General features: G+C 65.5%; 23 protein-coding genes. 13 read left to right on the top strand and 10 right to left on the bottom strand.

Translation table 11 applies throughout. The features are described from left to right. Positions 1 to 79 precede the first annotated feature (79 nt). The 7 genes from BB934_RS10795 to BB934_RS10765 all read left to right on the top strand — a co-directional run bounded on the left by BB934_RS10795 (position 80) and on the right by BB934_RS10765 (position 9,032). A complete protein-coding gene (locus tag BB934_RS10795; protein WP_099509632.1) occupies positions 80 to 508 on the top strand; it encodes an Lrp/AsnC family transcriptional regulator in 429 nt (142 codons plus the stop codon). Continuing rightward, the gene (locus BB934_RS10790) at positions 505 to 1,713 is read left to right on the top strand and encodes an NAD(P)/FAD-dependent oxidoreductase (RefSeq protein WP_099509631.1); all 1,209 of its coding nucleotides are present in this window, start codon (positions 505 to 507) and stop codon (positions 1,711 to 1,713) included. The genes BB934_RS10795 and BB934_RS10790 overlap by 4 nt, the downstream gene beginning before the upstream one ends. Before the next feature lie 302 nt (positions 1,714 to 2,015). Next, a complete protein-coding gene (gene ugpB / locus BB934_RS10785) occupies positions 2,016 to 3,323 on the top strand; it encodes a sn-glycerol-3-phosphate ABC transporter substrate-binding protein UgpB (protein ID WP_418294737.1) in 1,308 nt (435 codons plus the stop codon). Positions 3,324 to 3,452: 129 nt separating this feature from the next. After that, positions 3,453 to 4,334 (top strand): sn-glycerol-3-phosphate ABC transporter permease UgpA, encoded by an 882-nt coding sequence (gene ugpA, locus BB934_RS10780; RefSeq protein ID WP_099509630.1) that lies wholly within the window; start codon positions 3,453 to 3,455, stop codon positions 4,332 to 4,334. After that, the gene (ugpE, locus tag BB934_RS10775; RefSeq protein ID WP_099509629.1) at positions 4,334 to 5,179 is read left to right on the top strand and encodes a sn-glycerol-3-phosphate ABC transporter permease UgpE; all 846 of its coding nucleotides are present in this window, start codon (positions 4,334 to 4,336) and stop codon (positions 5,177 to 5,179) included. Before ugpA ends, ugpE begins: the two co-directional genes overlap by 1 nt. Before the next feature lie 93 nt (positions 5,180 to 5,272). Continuing rightward, the gene (locus tag BB934_RS10770; protein WP_099509628.1) at positions 5,273 to 6,349 is read left to right on the top strand and encodes a sn-glycerol-3-phosphate import ATP-binding protein UgpC; all 1,077 of its coding nucleotides are present in this window, start codon (positions 5,273 to 5,275) and stop codon (positions 6,347 to 6,349) included. A 1,051-nt stretch (positions 6,350 to 7,400) separates the two neighbouring features. After that, positions 7,401 to 9,032, top strand: a complete 1,632-nt coding sequence (locus BB934_RS10765) for an HAL/PAL/TAL family ammonia-lyase (protein ID WP_099509627.1) — start codon at positions 7,401 to 7,403, stop codon at positions 9,030 to 9,032. Positions 9,033 to 9,084: 52 nt separating this feature from the next. Here BB934_RS10765 and BB934_RS10760 read toward each other — a convergent pair whose 3' ends face one another. Further along, positions 9,085 to 9,390: a hypothetical protein gene (locus tag BB934_RS10760; RefSeq protein WP_099509626.1), complete on the bottom strand. Its 306-nt coding sequence runs from the start codon at positions 9,388 to 9,390 to the stop codon at positions 9,085 to 9,087. Between the two features lie 78 nt (positions 9,391 to 9,468). On the opposite strand from BB934_RS10760, the gene BB934_RS10755 reads away from it, so the two are divergent. Beyond that, positions 9,469 to 9,984: a GNAT family N-acetyltransferase gene (locus BB934_RS10755; protein ID WP_210422146.1), complete on the top strand. Its 516-nt coding sequence runs from the start codon at positions 9,469 to 9,471 to the stop codon at positions 9,982 to 9,984. A gap of 6 nt (positions 9,985 to 9,990) precedes the next feature. Here the strand turns inward: BB934_RS10755 and BB934_RS10750 are convergent, their stop codons facing one another. Continuing rightward, complete coding sequence (locus BB934_RS10750) at positions 9,991 to 10,431, bottom strand: GNAT family N-acetyltransferase (RefSeq protein WP_099509625.1); 441 nt, start codon at positions 10,429 to 10,431, stop codon at positions 9,991 to 9,993. 10 nt (positions 10,432 to 10,441) lie between these two features. Beyond that, positions 10,442 to 11,680, bottom strand: coding sequence for an allantoate amidohydrolase (locus BB934_RS10745; RefSeq protein WP_099509624.1), 1,239 nt, complete (start codon positions 11,678 to 11,680; stop codon positions 10,442 to 10,444). A gap of 138 nt (positions 11,681 to 11,818) precedes the next feature. Here BB934_RS10745 and BB934_RS10725 point away from each other — a divergent pair, with 138 nt between their 5' ends. Continuing rightward, complete coding sequence (locus BB934_RS10725) at positions 11,819 to 15,538, top strand: beta strand repeat-containing protein (RefSeq protein ID WP_157934128.1); 3,720 nt, start codon at positions 11,819 to 11,821, stop codon at positions 15,536 to 15,538. Between the two features lie 28 nt (positions 15,539 to 15,566). Here the strand turns inward: BB934_RS10725 and BB934_RS10720 are convergent, their stop codons facing one another. From BB934_RS10720 to BB934_RS10690, 7 genes are all read right to left on the bottom strand, one after another. Beyond that, entirely contained in the window at positions 15,567 to 16,610 is a 1,044-nt protein-coding gene (locus BB934_RS10720; RefSeq protein ID WP_099509619.1) for an NAD(P)/FAD-dependent oxidoreductase, read from the bottom strand. A 70-nt stretch (positions 16,611 to 16,680) separates the two neighbouring features. After that, positions 16,681 to 16,995 carry a 2Fe-2S iron-sulfur cluster-binding protein gene (locus BB934_RS10715; RefSeq protein WP_099509618.1) on the bottom strand — a complete coding sequence of 105 codons (315 nt, stop codon included), beginning with the start codon at positions 16,993 to 16,995 and terminating at the stop codon, positions 16,681 to 16,683. A gap of 104 nt (positions 16,996 to 17,099) precedes the next feature. Next, positions 17,100 to 17,816 (bottom strand): ABC transporter ATP-binding protein, encoded by a 717-nt coding sequence (locus BB934_RS10710; protein ID WP_099509617.1) that lies wholly within the window; start codon positions 17,814 to 17,816, stop codon positions 17,100 to 17,102. Next, positions 17,813 to 18,589 (bottom strand): ABC transporter ATP-binding protein, encoded by a 777-nt coding sequence (locus tag BB934_RS10705; RefSeq protein WP_099509616.1) that lies wholly within the window; start codon positions 18,587 to 18,589, stop codon positions 17,813 to 17,815. Before BB934_RS10705 ends, BB934_RS10710 begins: the two co-directional genes overlap by 4 nt. Then, positions 18,586 to 20,433, bottom strand: a complete 1,848-nt coding sequence (locus tag BB934_RS10700) for an ABC transporter permease (RefSeq protein ID WP_099509615.1) — start codon at positions 20,431 to 20,433, stop codon at positions 18,586 to 18,588. The genes BB934_RS10705 and BB934_RS10700 overlap by 4 nt, the downstream gene beginning before the upstream one ends. A 5-nt stretch (positions 20,434 to 20,438) precedes the next feature. After that, positions 20,439 to 20,867: an endonuclease domain-containing protein gene (locus BB934_RS10695; RefSeq protein WP_099512738.1), complete on the bottom strand. Its 429-nt coding sequence runs from the start codon at positions 20,865 to 20,867 to the stop codon at positions 20,439 to 20,441. Positions 20,868 to 20,946: 79 nt separating this feature from the next. After that, entirely contained in the window at positions 20,947 to 22,152 is a 1,206-nt protein-coding gene (locus tag BB934_RS10690; protein ID WP_099509614.1) for an ABC transporter substrate-binding protein, read from the bottom strand. Positions 22,153 to 22,420: 268 nt separating this feature from the next. Here BB934_RS10690 and BB934_RS10685 point away from each other — a divergent pair, with 268 nt between their 5' ends. The 4 genes from BB934_RS10685 (at position 22,421) to BB934_RS47015 (ending at position 25,840) form a co-directional block, all read left to right on the top strand. After that, positions 22,421 to 23,614 (top strand): amidase, encoded by a 1,194-nt coding sequence (locus BB934_RS10685; RefSeq protein WP_099509613.1) that lies wholly within the window; start codon positions 22,421 to 22,423, stop codon positions 23,612 to 23,614. 74 nt (positions 23,615 to 23,688) lie between these two features. Continuing rightward, positions 23,689 to 24,570 carry an SMP-30/gluconolactonase/LRE family protein gene (locus tag BB934_RS10680; RefSeq protein WP_099509612.1) on the top strand — a complete coding sequence of 294 codons (882 nt, stop codon included), beginning with the start codon at positions 23,689 to 23,691 and terminating at the stop codon, positions 24,568 to 24,570. A 5-nt stretch (positions 24,571 to 24,575) separates the two neighbouring features. Continuing rightward, a complete protein-coding gene (locus tag BB934_RS10675; protein WP_099509611.1) occupies positions 24,576 to 25,577 on the top strand; it encodes an aldose epimerase family protein in 1,002 nt (333 codons plus the stop codon). A gap of 86 nt (positions 25,578 to 25,663) precedes the next feature. Continuing rightward, positions 25,664 to 25,840: a hypothetical protein gene (locus BB934_RS47015; RefSeq protein WP_157934127.1), complete on the top strand. Its 177-nt coding sequence runs from the start codon at positions 25,664 to 25,666 to the stop codon at positions 25,838 to 25,840. Positions 25,841 to 25,860: the final 20 nt, after the last annotated feature.

Raw genomic sequence — 25,860 nt, 5'->3', positions numbered from 1 at the left:
ATCCGTGCAAAGCGCCATGGACAAACCGACGGAAAGCCGAGTAGTTTTCGGCAGATTGCCGAGTTGATTGGTCATATCGATGCTGGATGCCACGGACCGTGCCCTGATCGCCCTGCTGCGGGAGAATGCCCGCATCGGCCATGCGGAGGCGGCGCGGCGCCTGAAGCTGTCGCGCACCACGGTGCAGGCGCGGGTGGAAAGCCTTGAGCGCCGCGGGGTCATCGCCGGCTATACCTTGCGCCTCGCCGAGGAGGTCGCGAGCCGGATGGTGCGCGCGCATGTGACCATCGTCGTGGCGCCCAAGGCCTCGGGCGGCGTCGTGGCCGCGCTGCAGCGCATGCCTGAATTGCGCGCGCTTCATTCGGTCGCGGGTGTCTTCGATCTCCTGGCGGTGGTAGAGGCTCAGGACGTTCCCTCCCTCGACGCCGCCATCGACAAGATCGGTGCGCTCGATGGGGTGGAGCGCACCCAGTCCTCCATCATCCTCTCAACGAAATTCGAACGATGACCTCAGCACCTTCTCTCCAAGCCGATGTCGTGATCGTCGGCGGCGCCGTCATGGGTTCTTCCGCGGCCTATCATTTGCTCGCCGATTCCGGCTTCAAGGGGCGCGTCGTCGTCGTCGAGAAGGATCCCACCTACCAGCTCTCGGCCTCGGCCCTGTCGGCGGCCTCGATCCGCCAGCAATATTCGAGCGCGGTGAACATCCGCATCTCGCTCTACGGAATCGATTTCCTGCGCAGCATCGGCGACCGTCTCGCGGTCGATGGCGAGCGTCCGGAGATCGGGCTCAAGGAAGGCGGCTATCTCTATTGCGCGTCGGAGGCTGGCGCGTCGATCCTCGCCGAGAACCACGCGCTCCAGACGGCCGAGGGCGCCGACATTCTCTATCTCGATCCTGCCGCGCTGAAGGAGCGCTTCCCCTGGCTCAACACGGAGGATCTCGCCGCCGGCACCTGGGGCCGCTCGGGCGAAGGCTGGTTCGACGGCTGGGGCCTGCTCCAGGCCTTCCGCAAGAAGGCGCGCGCGCTCGGCGCCGAATACGTGAAGGGCGAGGTGGCCGCGATCGAACGCGACGGCACCGCCATCGTCGCCGTGCGTCTGAAGGACGGCACGCGCATCGCCTGCGGAGCGCTCGTCAACTGCGCCGGCTCCGGCGGCCGGGCGATCGCGGCGATGGCCGGCCTTGCGATCCCGGTCCAGGCCAAGCGCCGCTACGTCTTCACGTTCTCGTGCCGGGGGCCTGTGGAGAACTGCCCGCTGCTCATCGACACGTCGGGCGCTTATGTGCGTCCGGAAGGGGAGGGGCATTTCATCTGCGGCGCCTCGCCGGAGGCCGATCTCGATCCCGACTGGTCCGACGAGGATCCGGCGTCGCAGGAGATCGATCACGCCTTCTTCGAGGAGTTCATCTGGCCCTCGCTTGCCCATCGCGTGCCCGCTTTCGAGGCGATCCGGCCGGGCCGCGCCTGGTCGGGGCCCTACGACATGTGCCTGCTCGACCACAACGCCATCGTCGGCACCGCGGGCGAGATGAAAAATTTCTATCTCTGCAACGGCTTCTCGGGCCACGGGCTGCAGCAGGCGCCGGCCGTCGGACGCGGCCTTGCCGAGCTGATCGTCCATGGCGGATACAGGACGCTCGACCTGTCCGAACTCGGCTACGAGCGCGTGCTCGCCAACAGGCCGCTCCTCGAGCGCAACGTGATTTAGCGCGTCGCGGCCCTTCACGGGCGATTCGCGTTTACGCGACACGGTCAAGCTTGGCCTTGAGCCGGTCCCCGCGTCCCGGTTCGTCGCTGCTCCGGGGTTTCTTCCGTTCGGGTACTCCCCCCAACGAGGAGGCGCCCAGGCTCATTCCCGGTGGCCGGCGTTAAGTCTTTTGGAGGAAGGGGCTTCCATTTTGAAGCCGGCTATGATTGTCATATTTTCGTCATAGAAACGTCACTCGGCCTTAACGCATGGGTGATGAACGACAATAACGTCCCCGACGGGATGACTTGGGAGAGATCACGATGATGAAGAAGTCCCTTCTCGGCGCACTGGCCCTCGGCCTGGCGACGAGCACCTCCGCCTTCGCACAGACGGAGATCCAGTGGTGGCATGCGATGACCGGCGCCAACAACGAGGTCGTCAACAAGCTGGCAGAAGAGTTCAACAATTCGCAGAAGGACTACAAGGTCGTCGTCAGCTACAAGGGCCAGTATGCCGACACGCTGAACGCCGGCATCGCCGCCTTCCGCGCCGGCAACGCTCCCCACATCCTGCAGGTCTTCGAAGTCGGTACGGCGACCATGATGGGCGCCCGCGGCGCGGTGAAGCCGGTCCACGAGATGATGAAGGAAGCGGGCGAGAAGTTCGATCCGCAGGCCTACCTGCCGGCCATCACCGGCTACTACTCGACCGCCAAGGGCGAGATGCTCTCCTTCCCGTTCAACTCCTCCTCGATGGTCATGTGGATCAACAAGGACGAGCTGAAGAAGGCCGGCATCGCCGAGATCCCGAAGACCTGGCCGCAGGTGTTCGAAGCCGGCAAGAAGCTGAAGGCCGCTGGCCACGAGACCTGCGGCTTCTCGAATGCCTGGGCTCCCTGGGCCAACATCGAGCAGTTCTCGGCCTGGCACAACATTCCGATGGCCACCAAGGCCAACGGCCTCAACGGCTTCGACACGGAGATGAAGTTCAACTCTCCGGCCCATGTGAAGCATCTGCAGAACCTCGTCGACCTGCAGAAGGACAAGACCTACGATTACTCGGGCCGCGACAGCCGCTCCGAGGGCCGTTTCACCTCGGGCGAATGCGCGATCTTCCTGACCTCGTCGGGCTTCTACGGCAACGTGAAGGCCAACGCGAAGTTCGACTTCACCTCCGTGCCGATGCCGTATTACCCGGACGTCCAGGGCGCTCCGCAGAACTCCATCATCGGCGGCGCTTCGCTGTGGGTCATGGGCGGCAAGAAAGCCGACGAGTACAAGGGCGTGGCCAAGTTCTTCGCCTTCCTGTCGGACACGGATCGCCAGGCCAAACTGCACCAGGAATCGGGCTACCTCCCGATCACCAAGGCGGCCTACGAGAAGACCAAGGCTTCGGGCTTCTACGAGAAGAACCCCGTCCTGCAGACTCCGCTGCTGGAGCTGACCAACAAGGAGCCGACCGAGAATTCCCGCGGTCTGCGCTTCGGCAACATGGTCCAGATCCGCGACGTGGTCTCTGAGGAGATCGAGGCGGCGCTCGCCGGCCAGAAGCCGGCCAAGGACGCTCTCGACTCCGCCGTGAACCGTTCCAACCAGATCCTGCGTCAGTTCGAGCGCACCGTTCGCTAAACTGAACCGATCTGTGCTTCTGTCATCCCGGGCGGCTTCGATAAGCTGTCCGGGATGATCTTATAGATAACCTTCGCAGACCGGTTGCCGCCGTCATCTGCCTCCCATCCCCGGACAGCCGTAATCGCGATGGAAAAACGAGCTCATTTTTCAGGTTGGACACTGCCGCTTCTGCTGATCGTTCCGCAGATGGCGATCACCCTCATCTTCTTCTACTGGCCGGCCTCGCAGGCGATCTGGCAGTCCTTCCTGCGCGAGGACGCCTTCGGCCTCTCCTCGGAATTCATCGGCTTCGAAAATTACGTCCACCTGTTCCAGCAGCCGGAATATTACCGGGCCATGGTCACGACGGCGATCTTCTCGTCCCTCGTCGCCTTCTTCTCGCTCGCCTGCTCGCTGCTGCTGGCGACGCAGGCCGACAAGAACCTGCGCGGTGGACAGGCCTTCAAGACCCTGCTGATCTGGCCCTATGCGGTCGCCCCGGCCATCGCCGGCGTGCTGTGGATCTTCATGTTCCATCCGACGCTCGGCACCCTGTCGAAGCCGATCAAGGCGATCGGCATCGACTGGAACCCGATGCTCAACGGCAACCACGCCATGACGCTGCTCGTGCTCTCCGCGACCTGGAAGCAGATCAGCTACAACTTCCTGTTCTTCCTCGCCGGGCTTCAGGCGATCCCGAAGAGCGTGATCGAGGCCGCGGCCATCGACGGCGCGGGTCCCATGCGCCGGTTCTGGACGGTCATCTTCCCGCTCCTGTCGCCGACCACGTTCTTCCTGCTCGTGGTCAACATCGTCTACGTGTTCTTCGACACCTTCGGCATCATCGATGCCGTGACCGGCGGCGGTCCCGCCGGAACGACGACGACTCTCGTCTACAAGGTCTATGCGGACGGCCGCCTCGGCGGCGATCTCGGCGGCTCGGCCGCGCAGTCGGTGATCCTGATGATCATCGTGATCGCGCTCACCGCCATCCAGTTCCGTTATGTCGAGCGCAAGGTGCAGTACTGATGGTCGAGAATCGTCCCTTCACCCAATTCATGGCCTATCTGACGCTCGCGCTGGGCATCGTCATCGTGGTCTTCCCGGTCTATCTGGCCGTCATGGCCTCGACCTTCGATGCCGCCACGATCGTCAACGGCAACATGCCGCTCACGCCGGGCGATCAGGCCGGCGTGAACTATTCGCGCGCGCTGTTCTATGGCGGCGCGCTCGCCCGCGAGCCTGTCGGCATGATGATGGTCAACTCCATGATCATGGCCTTAGGAATAGCACTCGGAAAAATCCTGATCTCGATCCTCTCGGCCTATGCGGTGGTCTATTTCAAGTTCCCGTTCCGCAAGACGGCGTTCTGGGTCATCTTCATCACGCTGATGCTGCCCGTCGAGGTGCGCATCTACCCGACCTACAAGATCGTCGCCGATCTCGGCCTGCTCGACACCTATACCGGCCTGATCATGCCGCTCATCGCCTCTGCCACCGGCACGCTGCTCTTCCGCCAGTTCTTCATGACGATTCCGGACGAGCTGCTGGAGGCCTCCAAGATCGACGGCGCGGGCGCGTTCCGCTTCTTCAAGGATACGCTCCTTCCCCTGTCGATCACGACGATCGCGGCCCTGTTCGTGATCCAGTTCATCTACGGCTGGAACCAGTATCTCTGGCCGCTGCTGATCACGACCAAGAGCTCGATGCAGACCATCGTCATCGGCATCAAGAAGATGATCACGACGACCGACGCGCTCACCGAATGGCAGATCGCGATGACTACCGCGGTGCTTGCCATGCTGCCGCCGGTGCTGGTGGTGGTCTTCATGCAGAGGCTCTTCGTGAAGGGTCTCGTCGAAACGGAGAAGTGACGCGCAAAAGTTGCGCAGCGCCTTCTCACAACAATGGAATTCATGCCCGGCGCCCCTTAAGCGGCGCGGGCAGCGGTCAAAAGGAATGAATCGATGGCAGGGGTAACGCTCGACACCGTCAGGAAGATCTACGCGGGCAATGTGGAAGCGGTGAAGGGCGTCTCGCTCGGCATCGAGGACGGCTCGTTCTGCGTGCTGGTCGGCCCGTCCGGCTGCGGCAAGTCCACGTTGCTGCGCATGATCGCAGGCCTCGAGACGATCTCCGGCGGCGAGGTGAAGATCGGCGAGCGTGTGGTGAACCAGGTCGAGCCCGCCGACCGCGACATCGCCATGGTATTCCAGAACTATGCGCTCTATCCGCACATGACGGTCTACGACAACATGGCCTATGGGCTGAAGAACCGCGGCACGCCCAAGGACGAGATCGAGAAGCGCGTGAAGGAAGCCGCGCGCATCCTCGCCATCGAATCCTTCCTCGCACGCAAGCCGCGCCAGTTGTCCGGCGGCCAGCGCCAGCGCGTCGCCATGGGCCGCGCCATCGTGCGCAAGCCGCAGGTCTTCCTCTTCGACGAGCCGCTCTCCAACCTCGACGCCAAGCTGCGCGTGCAGATGCGCGTCGAGATCAAGCGCCTCCAGCGGGCTCTCGGCGTGACCTCGATCTACGTCACCCACGATCAGGTCGAGGCGATGACGCTCTCCGACAAGCTCGTGGTGATGTCCGGCGGCCAGATCGAGCAGGTCGGCTCCCCCGCCGACGTCTATCGCCGCCCCGAGACACGGTTCGTGGCTACCTTCATCGGCTCACCGCCCATGAACATCCTCTCCGGAACCGTGGAAGGCCAGGGCCGCGTGTCGGTCGGCGGGCAATCGATCGCGGTGACAGACATGCGCGAGGGCCTGGCCCCCGGCTCGGCCATCGAGGTGGGCCTGCGCCCCGAGGACGTGCAGGCGGGCGGCGGCGCTGCGAGCTCCCTCTCCATGGATGTGGATTTCGTCGAGGAGCTCGGCGCGACCCAGCTCTTCCACGGCAAGGTCGCCGGTTCCGAATTCGTCGTGCAGGCCTCCACCGGCCAGCTCCCGGCGGACACCCGCAAGCTGACACTGGCCGTCGACCCGGCCAACGTCCATCTCTTCGACCCCCAGACCACCAAGCGTCTCGGCCGCGTCTGATCGCGGCCCGCCGGTCCGGAATACCCGTTCATCAAGGCCCCGGCATCGCCGGGGCCTTTTTCGTTGAGATGACCCTGTCCGTCTCCCTCTCCTGTTTGGGAGAGGGTCGGGGTGAGGGAAGGCCGGTGCCGGATGAGGCACTGAGCGGGACGCGCTGCAGGAGAAGGTGGACGGGCGCTTTGCCGATGGAAAGCCCCGCCCTTACGCCCGCACGGGAGAGGGGAGATCCGCGTGTCATCCCCGGCGAGCGAAGCGAGGGAAGGGGACCCATGGCGCCGAGCGTGTGGGTGGATTCCCTTCCCCTCCGATGGCTGCGCCATCTCCGGCCGGGAATGACACCGTCCTTCATGCCATCCACTCACGTCATCACCGGCCTCGTGCCGGTGATCCCGATACGGTGAAGCGCGAAGTCACCCACTGTCATCCCGGAGCCGCGCAGCGGAGTCCGGGATCCATAACCGCCAATGGCGCAGAAAGAGGTGTGAGGTCGATCACCCTCTGCGGGGATGTCGTGGCTATGGATCCCGGGCCCTGCTGCGCAGTCCCGGGATGACAGCGGAGATGGACGGAGAGCAACGTTATGTTCTCACTTTGTTCTTGACAATAGTCCCAACCTCGGCTATACACTTGCGCAAGATCTGCTCCTGACGAGGGGCGCGCTCGCGAGGCGTCGCAGTGTGGGAGCAGGCACGGTCCCGTGCATGTGCCGGTACGCAGGTGCGTGTGACGGGAGGCCCAGGCTGTGTGCTGCTGAATAGGGATTGGTCCCAGGCCCCCGCTGACGTTGCGGTTCCCGCCTGGCGCAGTCACCGAACCGGCACCGCCTGTCCGCCTAAAAAAGCCGTGCGCGAAGCGGCCTCCCGGCTCTTCCATTTCACACCATGCATCAGCGAGCCGGGCCGCCCTTCGCGCCACCCTCGCTCTCCACAAGGCTCGGAGCCCAACGGCTCCGGGCCCACAGGTGCTGGCTCTTCGACACACAGACCCGGAGGAGCGGTTGCACCGGGTCGGAAGCCTCGGTATCCCTTGTCCATCAACGTGAGGAACAGCGATGACGGTCAAGCTCGACGGGGCGACACTCCGCATTGAGGATACGGTGCGGGTCGCCCGCCCGGACGCGCAAGGCAATTACGCGCAGGCGGCCCTGGCGCCGGAAGCGCGCGAGCGGATCGCGGCGACGCGCGACTATATCGACCGCACCTGGATGCACGACGATGCGCCGCTCATGTATGCCTTCAACACCGGCGTCGGCCTGTTCAAGGATCAGCGCGTGCTCATCAGTGACATGGCGGCCTACCAGCGCAAGACCGTCTATGCCCATGCGACGGGCGTCGGCGAGGCATTTTCCGAGGACGTCACCCGGGCGATGATGCTGCTGCGGGCCAATGCCTTCGCGTCGAATTATTCCGGTCCGCGCGTCGAGCTCGTCGAGCGGCTTCTCGCCTTCCTCAATGCCGGTCTGCATCCGGTGATTCCGCAGAAGGGCTCGGTCGGCGCCTCGGGCGATCTCGCGCCGCTCGCCCATATGGCAGGCTCCGTCTGCGGCTTCGAGGAAGCCGAAATGGTCTATCGCGGAAAACTCATGCCGGCGCGCGAGGCTATTCACGCTGCCGGCTTCGATCCCGATTTCGACCTCGGCGCGAAGGATGCCTCGGCCCTCATCAACGGCTCGACCACCTCGCTCGCCCTCGCCGCGCTCGCCACGCACGATGCGCGCCGTCTGCTCAAGCAGGCCGACATCGCCATGTGCCTATCGCTGGAAGCCATGCGCGGGGAGCTTGCCGCCTTCGATCCGCGCGTGCACAAGGCGCGCCCGCATCCCGGCCAGGCCCGCGTGGCGCGCAACCTGCTGCGCATACTCGAGGGCACGAAGCGCTGCTCGCAGGAAGCGCGCGATGTCGTCTTCCCCGACGAGCCGCGCCAGCCCGGCCAGCCCGCGAGCCCGCGCGTGCAGGACGTCTATTCCCTGCGCTGCACGCCGCAGGTTCACGGGCCCGCTGTCGAGGCGATCGAATATGTCGAGCGCATCGTCGGAACGGAGATGAATTCCGCCACCGACAATCCGCTGATCTTCGACGACGGCAAGGGCGGCTACGTGTCGATCTCGGGCGGCCATTTCCACGGCCAATACATGGCGCAGGCGATGGACTTTCTCGCCATCGCCATCGCCGACCTCGGCGCGGTTTCCGAGCGGCGCCTCGCGCGCCTGATCGATCCCACCATGTCCTACGGCCTGCCCCGCAACCTGCTCGCGGGCAAGCGCGGTCTCAATACCGGCTTCGCCACGGTGCAATGCTCGATGTCGGCGCTCGTGATGGAAAATCGTGGCCTTGCGACGCCGGGCTCGGTCGATTCGATTCCCGGCAAGTCCAATGCGGAGGATCACGTCTCCAACTCGACCTGGAGTGGGCGCAAGGCGCGCACCATCGTCGAGAACGTGGAGCAGATCGTGGCAGGCGAATTGCTGATGGCGGCGCAGGCGCTCACCCTCGTCGAACCGATCGCCAAGGATTATCCGCTCGGAAAAGGCTCGCGTGCGGCGATGGAGGCGATCCGCGCCGTCATCCCGCCAGCCCTCGACGGTGACCGCTGGTATGCCATCGAGATGCGCCAGGCGCTCGATCTCGTGCGCTCCGGCGCGGTCGTCGCGGCGGTCGAGAGCGCCATCGGCGAGCTGGAATAAACGAAAAGGGCCCGGCGATGCCGGGCCCTGAAATGCTTTAAGCTGCGATGGCTCACCGGCAGCGGCGGACGTCGCGAAACACGATACGTCCGTTGGGTTGCACGATGCGCTCGCGCACCCAGCGGCAGCGATTCGGACGGTTCCAGCCCGGCCGCACGCCGCAATCGCGGACGGTGCGATAGACCACCCTGCCGTTCGGCCGCACGGTGCGCACCCGCCGCGTGATGCATTGCACATTGTCGACGAGCGAAGGCGCATGCACCTGCTCGGGGCTGAAGCGCGCCCGAGCCTCGTGCGGTGCAGCGAGGAAGCCGGCACTAAGAGCGAGAGCGAAGGCGGGGAGAATGATGGCTCGCATGGTCCATTCCTTGCGTCTTTAAGGGGCTGACGACAACGGCATGTCTATGCCATGGTTCCTGAAGCTGGAATGAACTCCATGGTGTCACGCGTTGTCATTCGTCCCGTTCAGGCTTCCGATGCGGTCGAGCTGGTCGCTGCCAATCTGGCGAGCATCGGCCTGCACGAACCCTGGGTGTCTCCCTGCCGCGATCAGGCGAGCTTTCTCGGCTATCTCGCGCGCTGCGACGGGGATCGCTCCTTCGGCTTCATCGCCCGCGAGCGGGAGAGCGGACGAATCGTCGGCGTGGTGAACGTGAGCGAGATCGTGCGCGGCTTCTTTCAGAGCGCCTATATGGGCTATTACGGCATGGCCGGCATGAACGGGCGCGGCCTGATGGGCGAGGCGGTGAGGCTTACCGTGACGCATGCCTTCCATGGGCTCGGCCTGCATCGGCTGGAGGCGAACATCCAGCCCGGCAACGAGCCGTCGCGCGCACTCGCCAAAAGACTGGGTTTCCGTCAGGAGGGCTATTCGCCGCGCTATCTGAAGATCGACGGCGAATGGCGCGATCATGAGCGCTGGGCCGTGCTCGCGGACGAGTGGCGCGGCTGACGATGTTCAGGTCACCGCACCGAGCTTCTTCTGCAGGAAGACGCGGCTGCCGCCGACCGGATAATCCTTGAGCTCGCCGAAGACCTCGTAGCCGAGACGCCGATAGAGGCCGCACGCCTTGGGATTGAGCGTGTCGATCCAGGCCGAATGGCAGCCCCGCCGTGTAGCCTCCTCCTCGGCCACCGCGACGAGCGTCGTCGCAAGGCCCATTCCGCGAAGCGCCTCGGGCACGAAGAGCAGTTCGATTCCGAGCCAGCCGCCGGCCGTGCGGCCCAGAAGCCCTCCGACGGGCATATTGCTGTCCGGATCGCGAATGGCGATGGCAAGATCCAGGCCCGGCGGATGACCGGCAAAGAGCGTTGCGTTGAAGGCTCGCACGCCGTTGAGCACGACGTCGTGGAGCGCGGGCTCGTCGTCGACGAATTCGATTGTCGGTGTCGGCGTCATCGAACGACTCTCACGCCGCGATCCGCCTGACCGCTTCGATCAGCACGCGGGCCGCCACATCCGCGTCCTCGACCGTGATCGATTCCGCCGGGTTGTGGCTGATGCCGCCCTTGCAGCGCACGAAGAGCATGGCGGAGGGGCAGAGATTGGCCATGGCCACCGCATCGTGCCCGGCCCCGGAGGAAAGATGCAGCGGCGCGATGCCGAGGCTCCGCGCAGCATCCTCGAGCTGTCCGATCAGGGTCTTGTCCATGGGCGTCGCGGGCGATTCCATGAACGGCTCGATGGTGAAGGCCACACCGCGCCGCTGCGCCGCCGCATGGCACTCGGTCACGATGTCCTCCACCATGGCGAGGCGCACTGCATCGTCCGGCGAGCGCGCGTCGAGAGTGAAATCGACCCGTGCGGGAATGACGTTGATTGCGCCGGGCTGCACCTGCGCCACGCCGACGGTCGCCACCGTATCGGTGCGGGTGGAGCCTGCGCGCTCCACGATGCTGATCATCTCGGCGACCGCCGCAAGCGCGTCGCGGCGCATGGCCATCGGCACCGTGCCGGCATGGCCCGCCTCGCCGAGGGCGGTGGCGCGGGCCCGTGTGATGCCGTTGATGGCGGAGACGATTCCGACGGGCAGGTCCTTCGCTTCCAGGAGCGGTCCCTGCTCGATGTGAACCTCGAGATAGCCGCGATAGCGCGCCGGGTCGCGGGCGAGCGCCGCCGCACCATCCGGATCGCCGCCGAAGCGGATCAGCGCATCGCGAAGCGCGATGCCATCCTGATCCCTGCCGTCGAGCCAGGCCGGATTGAAGCGGCCGGCCAGCGCCTGGGACGTGGAGAGATTGGTCGGGAAGCGCACATTCTCCTCATCCCCGAAAGCCACGATCTCGATGGGACATGCGGGCTTGATGCCCTGCCGCGTCAAAGCCTCGACCGCGACGATGCCGAGCACCACGCCGAGATTGCCGTCGTAGCGGCCGGCATCGACGACGGAATCGATATGCGAGCCGATGAGGAGGGCGGGTGCGTCGGGATCGGCGCCTTCGATGCGGCCGATCACGGAGCCGAGCGCGTCGATATGGGCGTTTAAGCCCACCTCCAGCATCAGCTGGAGCGTGGCGTCTGCCGCTTTGCGGTGCGCGTCGGAGAGATAGAGGCGGGTGAGGCGGCCGGGCTCGTCTGTATGCCGGGCGAGATCCTCGATCATCGCCATCGCGCGGCGGCCGAGGGTGAGATCTGTCGTGAGCGTCATGGGCCGGAGAGTTTCAGAAAGGCAGATTCGCCGCAAGGGCCAACGGTTCCGGTATCGGCACACCATCCCGGGCCTTGTCGATTAACATATGTTATAATAAAGCTTTGGGAAGCTTGTCCTTATCAGGAGAGTTAGGCCATGCCCGATTCCATCAGGTTGCCGGTTCGGACCGACCCGGGCGAGCCGGGCTCGGACCGCTGGAGCACCCCCATTCGCCCGATCATCTGGCCCGGCCTCGACGTGCTCTTCAGCGCGCCGGCCGATCAGGCCTATACCGACGCCCTTCCCCCCGTGTCCGGCCCGGCTGCGATGTCGGCGTCGTTCTCCTTTCCGCTTCCCGGCCCTTCCCGGCCATTCAAAGTGGAGAGCCCGACGCTTCCGAAAGACGCGGCGATCGCCGGAGGGATGAGCAAGCCGTCTGCGAAGACGGTGACGGGCGACGATGCCGCCAACAGGCTCTCCGGCGGCGCAGGCAGCGACAGGCTGAATGGCGGCGGCGGCAACGACACATTGCTGGGCGGCGCGGGGAGCGACACGCTGATCGGCGGCAGCGGCAACGACTCGCTCGTGGGCGGTTCGGGCGACGATCGCTATATGGTGGATTCCCTGCGCGACCGAGTCCGGGAGACGACGAATGGCGGCCTTGACACGGTCGAGGCGCGAGTAAGCAGATACACGCTTGCATCGGGAATCGAGAATCTCATCCTCGGCGGGCGGATCGCCAAGGGAAAAGGCAACGCGCTCGCCAACGTGATCACCGGCAACAGCGCCGCCAACACGCTCGACGGTGCTGCCGGCGACGACACGCTCAACGGCGGCGCCGGCAGCGACAGGCTGATCGGCGGCACGGGCAGCGACACGGCGAGCTATGCGAGCGCTGCCAAGGGAGTGTCGGTCGATCTGTCCAGGACGACGGCGCAGAACACGATGGGCGCGGGAACCGATCGGCTCTCAGGCATCGAGAATGCGATCGGTTCGTCGTTCGGCGACACGCTTACGGGCGGCGCCGATAGCATCCTCACCGCCAACCGGCTCGACGGAAGCGGCGGCAATGACGTGCTTTTCGGCGGCGGCGGCGACGATACGCTGATCGGGGGAAGCGGCAGTGACAAGCTCGACGGCGGCGCGGGCAACGATCTCTATTCCGTCGATAATCAGAACGATGTCGTCGTGGAGGCCCCGGGCGCAGGAATCGACACGGTCGAATCGAGCATCGATTATACCCTCGGTGCGAACGTCGAGAATCTCAGGCTTGCCGGTGCAGCCGCGATCGGCACCGGCAACGAGCTTGCAAACGTCATCACGGCGAGCAGCGCGCAGCACAGCACCCTTCATGGCCTCGACGGCAACGATACGCTCCTCGGCGCCGACGGCGGGGACACGCTTTTCGGCGGTGCGGGCAACGACTCGCTCGACGGCGGTGCGGGCGATGACGCGGTGCATGGCGATGCAGGCGACGATAGGCTCGCAGGCGGTCTCGGCAGCGCGGACAGGGCGATCTTTTCCTTCGCCGGATCGGCACTCGTCATCCGCCTCGATTCCACCGGCAGCGGAACGGCGACCGGCCAGGGCAACGACACCTTGAGCGGCTTCGAGATCGTCGAGGCCGGCGGTTTCGGCGATCTCATCGAGATCGGTACGGACGCGGACGATTTTGCCAATATCGTCCGGGGCGGCGCCGGCTTCGACACGATCCGCGCCGGCGGTGGAGCCGACCGGCTTTTCGGTGAGGACGGCAACGACTGGGTCGAGGGTGGGACGGGCTCGGACATGCTCGATGGCGGCGAGGGAGCCGACGCTCTCGACGGCGGAGCCGGCAACGATACGCTGATCGGAGGGCTCGGGGCCGACAACATCGCGGGCGGTGAAGGTGATGACAACCTGGATGGCGGCGAGGGAGCGGACACCCTCCTCGGCGGAGGCGGCAGCGACGTCATCGTCGGCGGCGCGGGTACCGACAGTCTCGATGGCGGGATGGGCGCCGATCGCCTCATCGGGGGTGCGGGAAGTGACGCTTATGTGGTGGACGATGTCGGGGACGTCATCGAGGGGGAGGCGGAGGGGACCGGCGGAGACGCCCTCGACCTGGTGTGGGCATCCGTGGACTATACGCTGGCAGCCAATCTCGAATACCTGTCGCTGACCGGCGCCGCGATGCGGGGGACGGGCAACGCTCTCGCGAACCGGATCGCGGGCAACGGCCTCGCCAATACGCTCGACGGCGGTGCCGGCGTGGACACGCTGATCGGCGGCGCCGGCAACGACACCTATATCGTAGACGAGACCGGCGACACGATCATTGGCGAGGCGGTGGGCACCGGCGACGGCTTCACCGATACCGTCGTGAGCGCCGTCGATTACACGCTGGGCGACAACCTCGAGAACCTGACGCTGACCGGCGCCGCGACGCGGGGGACGGGCAACGCTCTCGCCAACACGCTCGATGGCGGCAAGGGCGCGGATACACTGATCGGCGGCGCCGGCGACGACACCTATATCTTCGACGCCTATACCTCCAACAACGAAATGGATGTGGCGATCGAGCAGGCGGGTGAGGGAATCGACACCATCGAGATCGCCCGAAGTTTCGCGCTGCGCGAGTACCTCCTCGCCGACCATGTCGAGAACCTGATCGTCAGACGCGATCTTTTCATGATCTTGAACGGAAATAGCCTGAACAACTACATCGCGGTCACGGCCACCAACACCGAGAACAGGCTTGAGGGTCTCGAGGGAGACGACACGCTCGACGGCGGATACGACGTGAATGGCCTGGGCAGCATTGTGGACGTCATCAATGGAGGGGGCGGGTACGACTACGCGGATTACTCCAAGCATCCCTCATCGGGAGTGTTCGGCGGAGGCGTCTTCGTCGATCTCGCCGAAGGCAAGCAATATGCGATCAATACCGGCGTTGCGCTCGGAGGCCTCTCCGATCAGCTGATCAGCATCGAGGGCGTCATCGGAACGGCCTTCGACGACCGCTTCGTCAGTGGATTCACCGGCGTGGATCGGATTGTCGGCAACACCTTCAAAGGCGGCGCCGGCATGGACATCGTCGATTACCGTCGTGCCGGGGCCGGCGTCAATGTGGTTCTCGGTGACGGCGTCGAGTCGTCGACCCGCGACGTCTTCGAGAGCATCGAGGGCCTTACCGGAAGCGCGTTCGACGATACGCTGAACGGCAGTACCGGGAACGACTACCTAGATGGCGGACAAGGCGACGACATTCTCAATGGTCGCCCCGGACACGATATCGTCGACTACCTTCTGGCCACCTCAGCGATCTCGATCGACCTTCGAAACAAGGTGCAGACCGGAACGGGTGGATTCGGCACGGATGAGTTCACTTCGATCGAGGGCGTTCGGGGCACCATCCGGGCGGACTCCATCTGGGGCAACGATGCCGGCAACACCCTCATCGGCCTGATCGGTGCCGACAAGCTCCATGGCCTCGACGGAGCCGATACCCTGGACGGAGGCGACGACAACGATACGCTCGAGGGCGGCACCGGTGCGGACAGGCTCATCGGGGGCGAGGACCACGACACCTTCGTCTTCGCCACGACCCAGGAGGTGGCGGGCGATGTCATCGCCGATTTCAACGGCAGCCAGGATGTGCTCGACCTCTCCAAAATCGACGCGATCAACGGCGGCGCAGACGATGCCTTCTCGTCGACCATCACGATCAGTTTGGGTGCCCCCGCCATACTTGCTGCCGGGAGTCTGTGCTACGATTTCAGCAACGGAATCCTTTACGGCTTCGTCGGAGATGCCGGCACCAGCGCAGCTCCCAATTTCGCGATTACGGTTGGGCTCGGCATCATCTGGGGCACGAACAACAACATCCTGCTCTGAGCGGCGGCGATCATCGCCGCCGGCCCGGTCAGGCCGCGACGCCGAGCTTCTTCTGCAGGCTCGTGGACGAGGTCGTGTATTGGAACAGGAGCTTCTTTTCCGGATAGACGTAGCGGTGCACTTTCTGCGCCGCGAGCGCGGCCTCATGGAAGCCGGAGAGGATCAGCTTCAGCTTGCCCGGATAGATGTTGATGTCGCCGATGGCGAAGATGCCGGGAACGTTGGTCTCGAACTTCTCCGTGTCCACCGGGACCAGGTTCTCATGCAGGTTCAGGCCCCAATCGGCGATGGGGCCGAGCTTCATGGTGAGGCCGAAGAAGGGCAGCATCACGTCGCAATCCACCGTGATCTCCGAGCCGTCGTCCTTGCGGATCACGGCGCCTTCCAGCACCGGCGCTTCGCCCTTCAGGGTGGTCACCTGGCCGAGATGCAGGTCCATCTCACCAGAGGCGACGAGGGAGCGCATCTTCTCCACCGTGTGCGGCGCGGCGCGGAAGGCGTCGCGGCGGTGGAGCAGGGTGAGACGCTTGGCGATGGGCTGCAGGTTCACCGTCCAGTCGAGCGCGGAATCGCCGCCGCCGACGATGAGCACCTTCTTGTTGCGGAACATCTCCATCTTGCGCACGGCATAGTACACGCCGGTGCCCTCGTATTCCTCGATATGGTCGATCGGAGGCTTCTTCGGCTGGAACGAGCCGCCGCCCGCGGCGATGATCACCGCCTTGCAGGTGAACGTGGTGCCGTTCTCGGAGGTCTTGACCCGGAACAGCGGCGCCTCGGGCGTGCCGATGGATTCCAGGCTCTCCACCATCTCGCTGAGGTGGAAAGTCGGATGGAACGGCTCGATCTGCGCCATCAGGTTGTCGACGAGGCCCTGGCCCGTGACCATCGGAAAGCCCGGAATGTCGTAGATCGGCTTTTCCGGGTAGAGCTCGGCGCATTGGCCGCCCACTTTCGGCAGGATGTCGATCAGGTGGCACTTGATATCGAGGAGGCCGAGCTCGAACACGGCGAACAGGCCCACGGGCCCGGCACCGATGATGACGACGTCCGTTTCGATATGGTCGGTCATGAACAGGCTCCTTCGAGAGACCTTTTCGAAAGCACGGTCTCTTGGTCTTAGCAATATGGCAGGATGGCGGTCACGCGCCGGTCGGGGCGAGGGTGACCTCCAGGCCGTCGAGTTCGGGGGTCCAGAGGATCTGGCAGGAGAGGCGGGAATTCGGTTTCGTCACCACCGTGTCGAGCTGATCCTCCTCCTCGTCGGTGGCAGGATAGAGCTTGTCGAGCCAGTCCTCGGCGACGAAGACATGGCAGGTGGCGCATTCGCAGGCTCCGCCGCACAGGCCTTCGATGGGCAGCCCCCAGTCCCGGATGATCTCCATCACCCGCCAGCCCTCGATCGCCTCGAGAGTGTGGCGCTGGCCGGCCCGGTCGGTCACATGGATGACGCCCATGAAGCGGGAGTTCCTCTTTACATCTATTCTGGGATGTGGCGCGGACGGGGCGCCGGATGGCTGCATATCGTCCTTTCGGCCCGTTCCGTCAACGGTTTGGCGTATCAAACCCCGAGGGTTTCCGCCCGCAGCGCCTCGTCGGCGACAAGCTCGGCCATGGAGCCCTGGAACCGGATCTCCCCGCGCTCGATGACGCAGGCCCGGTCGCCGATCCCGGCGGCGAAGGCCCAGTTCTGCTCGGAGAGAAGCACGGCTACCCCCTCCGCCTTCATGGCCCGGATCGCATCGGCCATCATCTGGACGATGACCGGGGCGATGCCCTCGGAGGGCTCATCGAGCAGGATCGCATCCGGGTTGCCCATGAGGGTGCGCGCGATCGTCAGCATCTGCTGCTCGCCGCCGGACATCTGGTTGCCGCGCCGCCCGCGCATCTCGGCAAGGTTGGGAAAGAGCCGGAAGAGCCGCTCCGGCGTCCAGGGGGCACGGCCGGCCACCGCCTCTCGGCGCCCGGTCTCCAGGTTCTCGTCGACGGTGAGGTCGGTGAAGATGCGCCGGTCCTCGGGCACGTAGCCGAGCCCGAGCCGGGCGATTTTGTAAGTCGGGAGCTTGCCGAGGGTGTGCCCCTTGAAGGTGGCATGGGTGGCGGTGGCCGAGATCAGGCCCATGATCGCCTTCAGCGTCGTGGTCTTGCCGGCCCCGTTGCGGCCGAGAAGCGCCACGACCTCGCCGGGATAGAGATGGATCGATAGGTCGAACAGCACCTGCGCCCGGCCGTAGAAGGCGTTGAGGTTCCTGACGTCGAGAAGCACATCGCGTTTCATGCGGGGGCCGCCCCTTTCGGCCGCTCCAGGGCATGCGCGTCGCCGAGATAGGCGCGCCGCACCTGCGGATCCTGGCGGATCTCGTCGGGTGAGCCCGCGGCGATGATCTGGCCGCGCAGGAGTACGAGCACCCGGGCCGCATGGCCGAAGACCACGTCCATGTCGTGCTCGGTGAAGAGGACGCCGATTCCGCGCGAGGCGGCGATGTCCGCGGTCAGGTCCATCAGCGCTGCCCGTTCGCGCGGGGCCATGCCGGCGGTGGGCTCGTCCATGAGAAGGAGCTTGGGCTCGCCGGCCAGCGCCACGGCAAGCTCCACCCGCTTCACGTCGCCATAGGCCAGGGCCGAGCAGGGCATGTCCGCCGCCTCCGCCATGCCGACCTTGGCGAGCAGTTCCATGGCCTTGTCGCGATGGCGCTCCCGGGCCGGCGTCCAGAGCCTGCCGCTTTGCCGCCTGGCGCTGATCAGCGCCATCTGCACGTTCTCGGCGGTGCTCATGGAGAGGAAGGCCTGCGCCACCTGGAAAGTGCGCCCCACGCCGCGCCGAAACCGCGTCTGCGGCGAGGCATGGGTGATGTCCAGCCCGTCGAGCAGGACCCGGCCGCGATCGGCCTTGAGCTGTCCGCCGACCATGTTGAACACCGTCGACTTGCCGGCCCCGTTCGGGCCGATGATCGCCAGCATCTCGCCGCGCTCGAGCGAGAACGTCACGTCCCGCGCCGCCACGACACCGCCGAAGGATTTGTGCAGGCCCGTGACGGTGAGAAGCGTCATGCCCGCTGCTCCTGCCAGTGCCGGAGCGTGCCCACGAGTCCGCGGGGGAAGAGCAGCACCATGGCGATGATGCTCAGGCCCAGCATCAGGCGCCAGAGCGGCGTCAGCGGCATGATCTGGTCGCGCAGGAAATGCAGGACACCGGCGCCGACGAGCGGGCCGGTTACGGTCTGGATGCCGCCCAGCAGCAGCATGGTCAGGGCATCCACCGAGGTCGAGATGCCGAGAAGGCTCGGGTCCACCGAGCCGCGGGAGAAGGCATAGAGGCCGCCCGCGAGCCCGGCGGCAGCGCCCGCGATCATGAAGGCGAGCCAGCGCTGCCGGCGGACGCTCAATCCGATCGCTTCCGCACGGGCCTCCGAGTCGCGGGCGGCACGCAGGGCGTAGCCGAAGGGCGCGTCGATGACGCGCTTCAGAAGCAGCACCGTCACGAGCGTCAGCGCCGCAGTCAGGGCGTAATACGGGACAGGTCCGCTCGCCCAGCCCGACGGCCATACCCCGACGATGCCGTTGTCGCCGCCGGTCACGTCGACCCATTGGAAGGCGACCGCGTAGAGGATCTGCGCGGCGGCGAGGGTCATCATGGCGAGATAGATGCCGGAGAGACGCACCACGAAGGCGCCGATCAGCATCGCGCCCAAGGCCGCCAATGCGAGTCCGAGGGGCAGCGCTGCCTCCATCGAGGCGCCGTACCATTTCACGGCAAGTGCCGCGCCATAGGCGCCGAGGCCGAAGAAGGCCGCATGGCCGAAGCTCACGAGCCCGCCGACGCCGATGAGAAGCTGCAGGCTGAAGGCGAAGAGCGCGAAGATCAGGATCTCGGTCGCGACCTTCAGGAGATAGGCATCCGCCACCAGCGGGAAGGCGGCGAGAGCCGCAATGACGACGAGCAGGATATAGGTCCGGCCGGGCAGGGGCTTGTGGCTGGCGATGCCGATCGCGTGGGTGCCGCCAACGGTTTCGGCGCGCCCGAAGAAGCCGTAGGGCCGGATCGCCAGCACCACGGCCATGAGCAGGAACACCACGACGAGGGTGCTCTTCGGGAAGATCAGGATGCCGAAGGCCTGAAGCTGCCCGATGATGAGCGCCGCGAGAAAGGCTCCCGGCACGCTGCCCATGCCGCCGACCACGGTGACGACGAAGGCCTCGGCGATGATCGACAGGTCCATGCCCGCATGGGCCGAGACGCGCGGGATCTGGAGCGCGCCGCCGAGGCCGGCGAGAAAGGCGCCGAGAAACAGCGTGCCGGTGAACAGCATCGCCTGGTTGACGCCGAGCGAGGCCACCATGTCGCGATCCTGCGTCGCCGCCCGCACCAAAACGCCGAAACGGGTCCGGCGCAGGAGAAGCCAGACGAGCCCCAGCACGACGGGGCCGGCGGCGATCAGCACGAGCTCATAAGAAGGAAAGCGCCGTCCGAGGATTTCCACCGGCGCGCGCAGGCCGGGAGCGCGGGGTCCGAGAATATCCTCCGGACCGAAGACCTGGATCACGAGATCCTGCACAACCAGCACCACGCCGAAGGTGGCGAGCAGCTGAAAAAGCTCCGGCGCGCCGTAGATGCGCCGCAGGAGCAGAACTTCGATGATGACTCCGATGATGCCGACGATGAGCGCCGAGAGCAGGATGCCGACCCAGAAGGTGACGGGTCCGAAGGAGAGTTCGAGCAGCCGCGGCACCAGGGTCGCGGCCGTGTAGGCGCCGATCATGTAGAGCGAACCGTGCGCGAAGTTCACGATCCGCGTGACGCCGAAAACGATCGTCAGGCCGCAGGCAGCGATGAAAAGCGATGAAGCGCTGGAGAGGCCGCTCAGCGCCTGAACGGCGAGGAAGGAGGGATCCATCGCGGTTACCCTCCCCTTGAGGGGGAGGGTCGGCCGTCAGGCCGGGGTGGGGTGGGAAGCACCAGCGCTTCCGATTGCGGCGAGCCATATAAGGCCGCGTAAATGGTGTCGAGAACGCCGTTCATGTTCTTGATCAGCTCGGCATTCCAGAACCGGACGACGCGATAGCCTTCTTTTTCGAGCCAGCGGGTCCGGGCTTCATCCTTGCTGGCAACATCGTCCTGCGAATGGTGACCGCCGTCGAGTTCGATGAGAAGGCGAGCCTTCAGGCAGGCGAAATCGGCGACATAGGGGCCGATGGGGACTTGGCGGCGGAAATGGCTACCGTAGACGGGAATGCGCTTCAGGGCGCGCCAGAGGGCCCGCTCCGGCACGGTAGTGCTTGAGCGAAGTTGTTTTGCTCTTTCGCGTCTGAAGCGGCTGATATCGGACATGATCGGTTTCTGTTGCGGTGCCACCCCACCCCGGCGCTGAAGCGCCGACCCTCCCCCTCAAGGGGAGGGTGAAAGCGCGTCAATCCTTCCGCACCGCCTTCACCTCGCCCTCGGTCGGCATGAACGAGGTGCCGTCCTTGTAAGCCCAGTCGGTCATGCCACCGGCGGCGCCTTTGAGCACGAGCTTGCCGACCCAGGCTCCCATGGAGGATTGGTTGTCGATGCCGCGCATGGTGATGGGGCCGACGACGGTGTCGAACTTCGCATCCTCGAGTGCCTTGATGATGGCCTCGGTCTCGGTGGAGCCGGCGCGCTCGATGGTGTCGCGGATCATATAGACGACCATGTAACCGAGGAGCGAGCCGAGACGCGGCGTGTCGTTGTACTTGGCACGGTAGGCGTCAACGAATGCCTTGTGCTTCGGCTCGGTGATCTGGTCCCAGGGATAGCCCGTCACCGTCCAGCCCGCGGGCACCTCGTCCTTCAGGGGCAGGAGCCATTCGGGCTCGCCGGTGAGAAGCGAAAGAACGGTCTTGCCCTCGAAGAGGCCGCGGGTATTGCCCTCGCGGACGAACTGGGTGAGGTCGGGGCCGAAGAGCACGTTGAAGACGCCGTCGGGCTTCGCCTGCTCGAGCGCCGAGACCGTGGGGCCCGCCTCGATCTTGCCGAGGGCCGGATATTGCTCGGCAACGATCTGGGCGCCGGGCACGCGCTCCTGGATCAGTCGCTTGAAGGCGGCCGCCGCCGACTGGCCGTATTCGTAGTTCGGCGCGACGATGGCCCAGCGCTTCGCTCCGGAAGCCTTGGCCTGATCCACCAGCATGCCGACCTGCATGGTGTTGTTGGGCCGGATGCGGAAGGTGTAGCGGTTGCCCTGAGCCATGGTGATGGCATCGGTCAGAGGCTCGGCGGCGATGTAGACGATCTTCTTCTGGTTGGCGAAATCCGCCATGGCGACGCCGACATTCGACAGGAACGAGCCGAAGAGCAGCGAGACGCCCTCGCGGCTCACGAGCTCGTCGGCCACGCGGGTGGCATCGCCCGTGGTCGCGCCATCCTCGCGGGAGACGATCTCGAGCTTGCGGCCGAGAACCCCGCCCTTGGCGTTGATCTCGTCGAGCGCGAGCTGCCACCCGTCCCGATAAGGCACGGTGAAGGCTGCCTGTCGGGCATAGGAATTCAGCTCCCCGATCTTGATCGGAGCGGGCTGGGCCTGCACGGCGGGAGATCCGAGGGCGAGCGCCACTCCAAGGGCCAGCCAGCGGATCGTCGATGTTGTCGCCATTGCGCGTTCCTTAGCAAACGAGAACCTGCGTGGATTTAGGGCCAATCGCGCCGAGAAGAAAGCCGGAAACTGTCGAGCTTCCCCAAATCCTGCCTTGCCCCCGCCTGGAGCATCGGCCCAAAAGTGGACACCACTTTTGGGATCGGCCGATGCTCATCTTTTAACTGGCGCATTGTTTGGGCTGAAAACCGGGTCCACTTTTCCGCACAATGCGCTAGGAGAGAGTGACACATTCGCCGTCCCCTCGTCCCCGTGGTGTAGTGAATCCATGCTCCTCGACCGCGATCCCGCCCATGCCTTCATGCCCTATCCGGCCGTTCCGATGGCCAATGCCCCGAGCGGCCCCTTGTCGGGCCTGACCTTCGCCGCCAAGGACCTGTTCGATGTCGCGGGCTATCCCACCGGCTGCGGCTCGCCGCACATGCTCGCCATGTCCGGGATCAAGACGCGGACGGCTCCGACCGTGCAGAAGCTGCTCGATGCCGGCGCCCGCCTTGTGGGCAAGACGATCACCGACGAGCTCGCCTTTTCCATGAGCGGCAAGAACGCCCATTTCGGCACCCCGGTGAACGGAGGCGCGCCCGACCGGATCCCGGGCGGCTCGTCCGCCGGTTCGGCGGCGGCCGTCTCGAACGGGCTGTGCGACTTTGCGCTCGGCACCGATACGGGCGGCTCGGTCCGCGCGCCGGCGAATCATTGCGGTCTCTTCGGCATCCGCCCGACCCATGGCCGGGTCAGCCTGGAACTCTGCCACGATCTGGCGCCCTCCTTCGACTCCTGCGGCTACTTCACCCGCGACGGCGCCACCTTCGTGCGGGTCGGCGAGGTGCTGCTCGGATCGGACCGCTCGCCCCTGCCGGAGAATCCCCGGGTGCTGCTGGCGCAGGATGCCTTCGCCCTGCTCCATGGGGATGTGCGGGAGGCCCTCGCGCCGGCGCTTCGTCAGTCGGAGGCCGTTCTCGGGCAGGCTGAGAAGGTCGATGTGGCCGTGGAAGGATTCACCGCGCTCTATTGGGCCATGCGCTACATCCAGAGCCGCGAGGCCTGGATTGTCGACGGGCCGATGATCGAGCGCTACCGGCCGCCCCTCGGTCCCGGCGTGGCCGACAGGTTCGAATTCTCGAAAGCGGTCACCGATGCCCAGGTGGCGGAGGCGAAGGTGATTCGGGCCTCGTTCCGCGAGCGGTTCGGCGCCCTCATTGGCAACGACGCGGTGCTGGTCCTGCCGACCATGCCCGACATCGCGCCGCTTCTCTCCGAGAGCGACGAGTCCCTGAACGACTACCGCAACAACGCCCTGAACCTGCTCTGCCTGTCGGTGCTGTCGGGATTGCCCCACGTCTCGATCCCGCTCGCCTCCCGCCTCGGCGCGCCGCTGGGATTGTCGATCATGGGGCCAGCCGGCTCCGATATGAGCCTTGTCGCCCTGGCGCATCGAATCGCCCAGAGCGTACCAGGGTGAGGGACCCCGTCCCACGCCGCCGGAGTTACCGGCAGAGCGAGGGATCAGCCAATGACCCTAAAAGGGGAGAGATCATGACACATCCAGCCGTTCATCCGCAGACGCCGCATGTGGCGGTGGCCAGCGCCTGCATGCTGGGCGAGGGACCCGTCTGGGACCACCGCTCGAACACGCTCTTCTGGGTCGACATCAAGAACCCCGGCATCTGGCACTACCGTCAGGAAGCGAAGGAGCATTTTCGCATCGATGCGCCCGAGCGGATCGGCTTCATCGCGCTCACCCCCGACGAGGATGAGGTCATCGCCGGCTTCAAGTCGGGCCTCGCCCGTTTCAACCTCAGGACGGGCGCGGTGCAGCCCATCGTCTCGCCCGACAAGGACAAGCCGAACAACCGCATCAACGACGGGCATGTGGGGCCGGACGGCGCGATCTATTTCGGCACCATGGACGACGAGGAGAAGACCGAATCGGGCGCCTTCTGGCGCTGGGACGGCAAGGAGCTGACCCAGTTCCATTCCGGCATCGTCGTCACCAACGGGCCGGCTTTCAGCCCCGACGGGCGCCTTCTCTACGCTACCGATACGATGAAGCAGACGGTCTACGCCCTCGATGCCGAGGGCGGCCGGATCGGCGAGCCGCGCCCCTTCGCCCGGTTCGAGCAGGCCTGGGGCCATCCGGACGGCATGGCGGTCGACGCAGAGGGCTATGTCTGGGTTTGCCACTGGGGCGCCTCGCGCATCACCCGCTTCGCACCGGACGGATCGGTCGAGCGCGTCGTGCCCGTCCCGACCGCGCAGGTCACGAAATGCGCCTTCGGCGGGCCGGATCTGACCACGCTCTACATCACCACCGCCGCTATCGGCCACGACCCGCATCTCGACGTGATGGCGGGGCATCTCTTCCAGGTCGAGACCGGCGGCATCCGCGGCCTGAAGACCCATCTCTTCGAGGGGTAAGCATCATGACGATCGAGCGCTTCGGCTCCCTCAACGGGCAGGACGTCCTGCAGGTCTCGCTCAAGGGACCCGACGGGATAGAGGCGAAAATCCTCACCTGGGGCGCGGTGGTGCGCGATCTCGTCGTGCCGCTCGCGGGCGGATCCCAGCGCGTGGTGCTGGGCCTCAATTCCATCGAGGACTACGTCGCCCATTCCCCCTATTTCGGCGCCATCGTGGGACGCTATGGCAACCGCATCGGCGGGGCGCGGTTCACCCTGGACGGGGAGACTTACGAACTCGATGCGAACGAGGGAAAAAATCAGCTCCACGGCGGCAGCATGGGCTTCGGCACGCGCCTGTGGAGCATCGTCGATCACACGCCCTCCAGCCTGACCCTGGGGCTCGTGTCGGAAGACGGCGACATGGGCTATCCCGGCCGCCTCGTGGCGACGTGCACCTATACGCTCCTCGAATCGTCCCGGCTGCGGATCGCGCTCGAAGCGACAAGCGACAGGCCGACGCCGGTCAACCTCACCACCCACGGCTATTTCAACCTCGATGGCAGCCCCGATATCTCGGCGCACGAGCTGGCGATCGTGGGCGATTACATCACGCCGACTCGGCCCGATCTCATCCCCACCGGCGAGATCGTGGCGGTGGCCGGCACGGACTACGATTTTACGGCCGCCCGCCCGGTCCACGGGGCGCAGCATATTCTCTACGACATCAACTACGTGCTGCGCAGGCCCTCTGGCGAGCTTCGCCACGCGGCAACCCTGGCCTCCCGCAGAAACGGCCTTTCGATGGAGCTCTGGACCACGGAGCCCGGAGTCCAGTTTTATGACGGCCACCTGATCGATATGCCCGTGGCAGGGTTGGATGGCGCCCGATACGGTCGGCACGGCGGCCTCTGCCTGGAACCGCAGCGTTTTCCCGACAGCCCCAATAAAGCCCATTTTTCGGAGTCTATCGTGCGCCCCGGGCGGGTGTCCCAACAGGTCAGCGAGTTGCGGTTCTCGCGCTGATCGACGGAACTTCGCCCAAGCTTAGGTGTTTTTCTTAGCGGGCGTAGCGTTTCCGAACAAACACGAACCAGAAGGGAAAGCTGCCCATGCCGGTGCTCGACGCGAAAGCCCTGGAGATCGATCCGCAAGGTGCGGCTTTCCTGAAGAGCGTCCTGCGTCCGCTTCCCACGACTCAGGCCTCGCCCAAGGACACTCCGCGAATCGGCAAGATCCGCTTCTACGCGATGAGGCGCTCGCGCGAGTTCACGACCGGGACGGCGTGACGGGCCGGTTCGGGCCCGCC

The organism is Microvirga ossetica (assembly GCF_002741015.1).
GTDB lineage: Bacteria > Pseudomonadota > Alphaproteobacteria > Rhizobiales > Beijerinckiaceae > Microvirga > Microvirga ossetica.
This window is presented reverse-complemented; position numbering and strand designations above follow the sequence as displayed.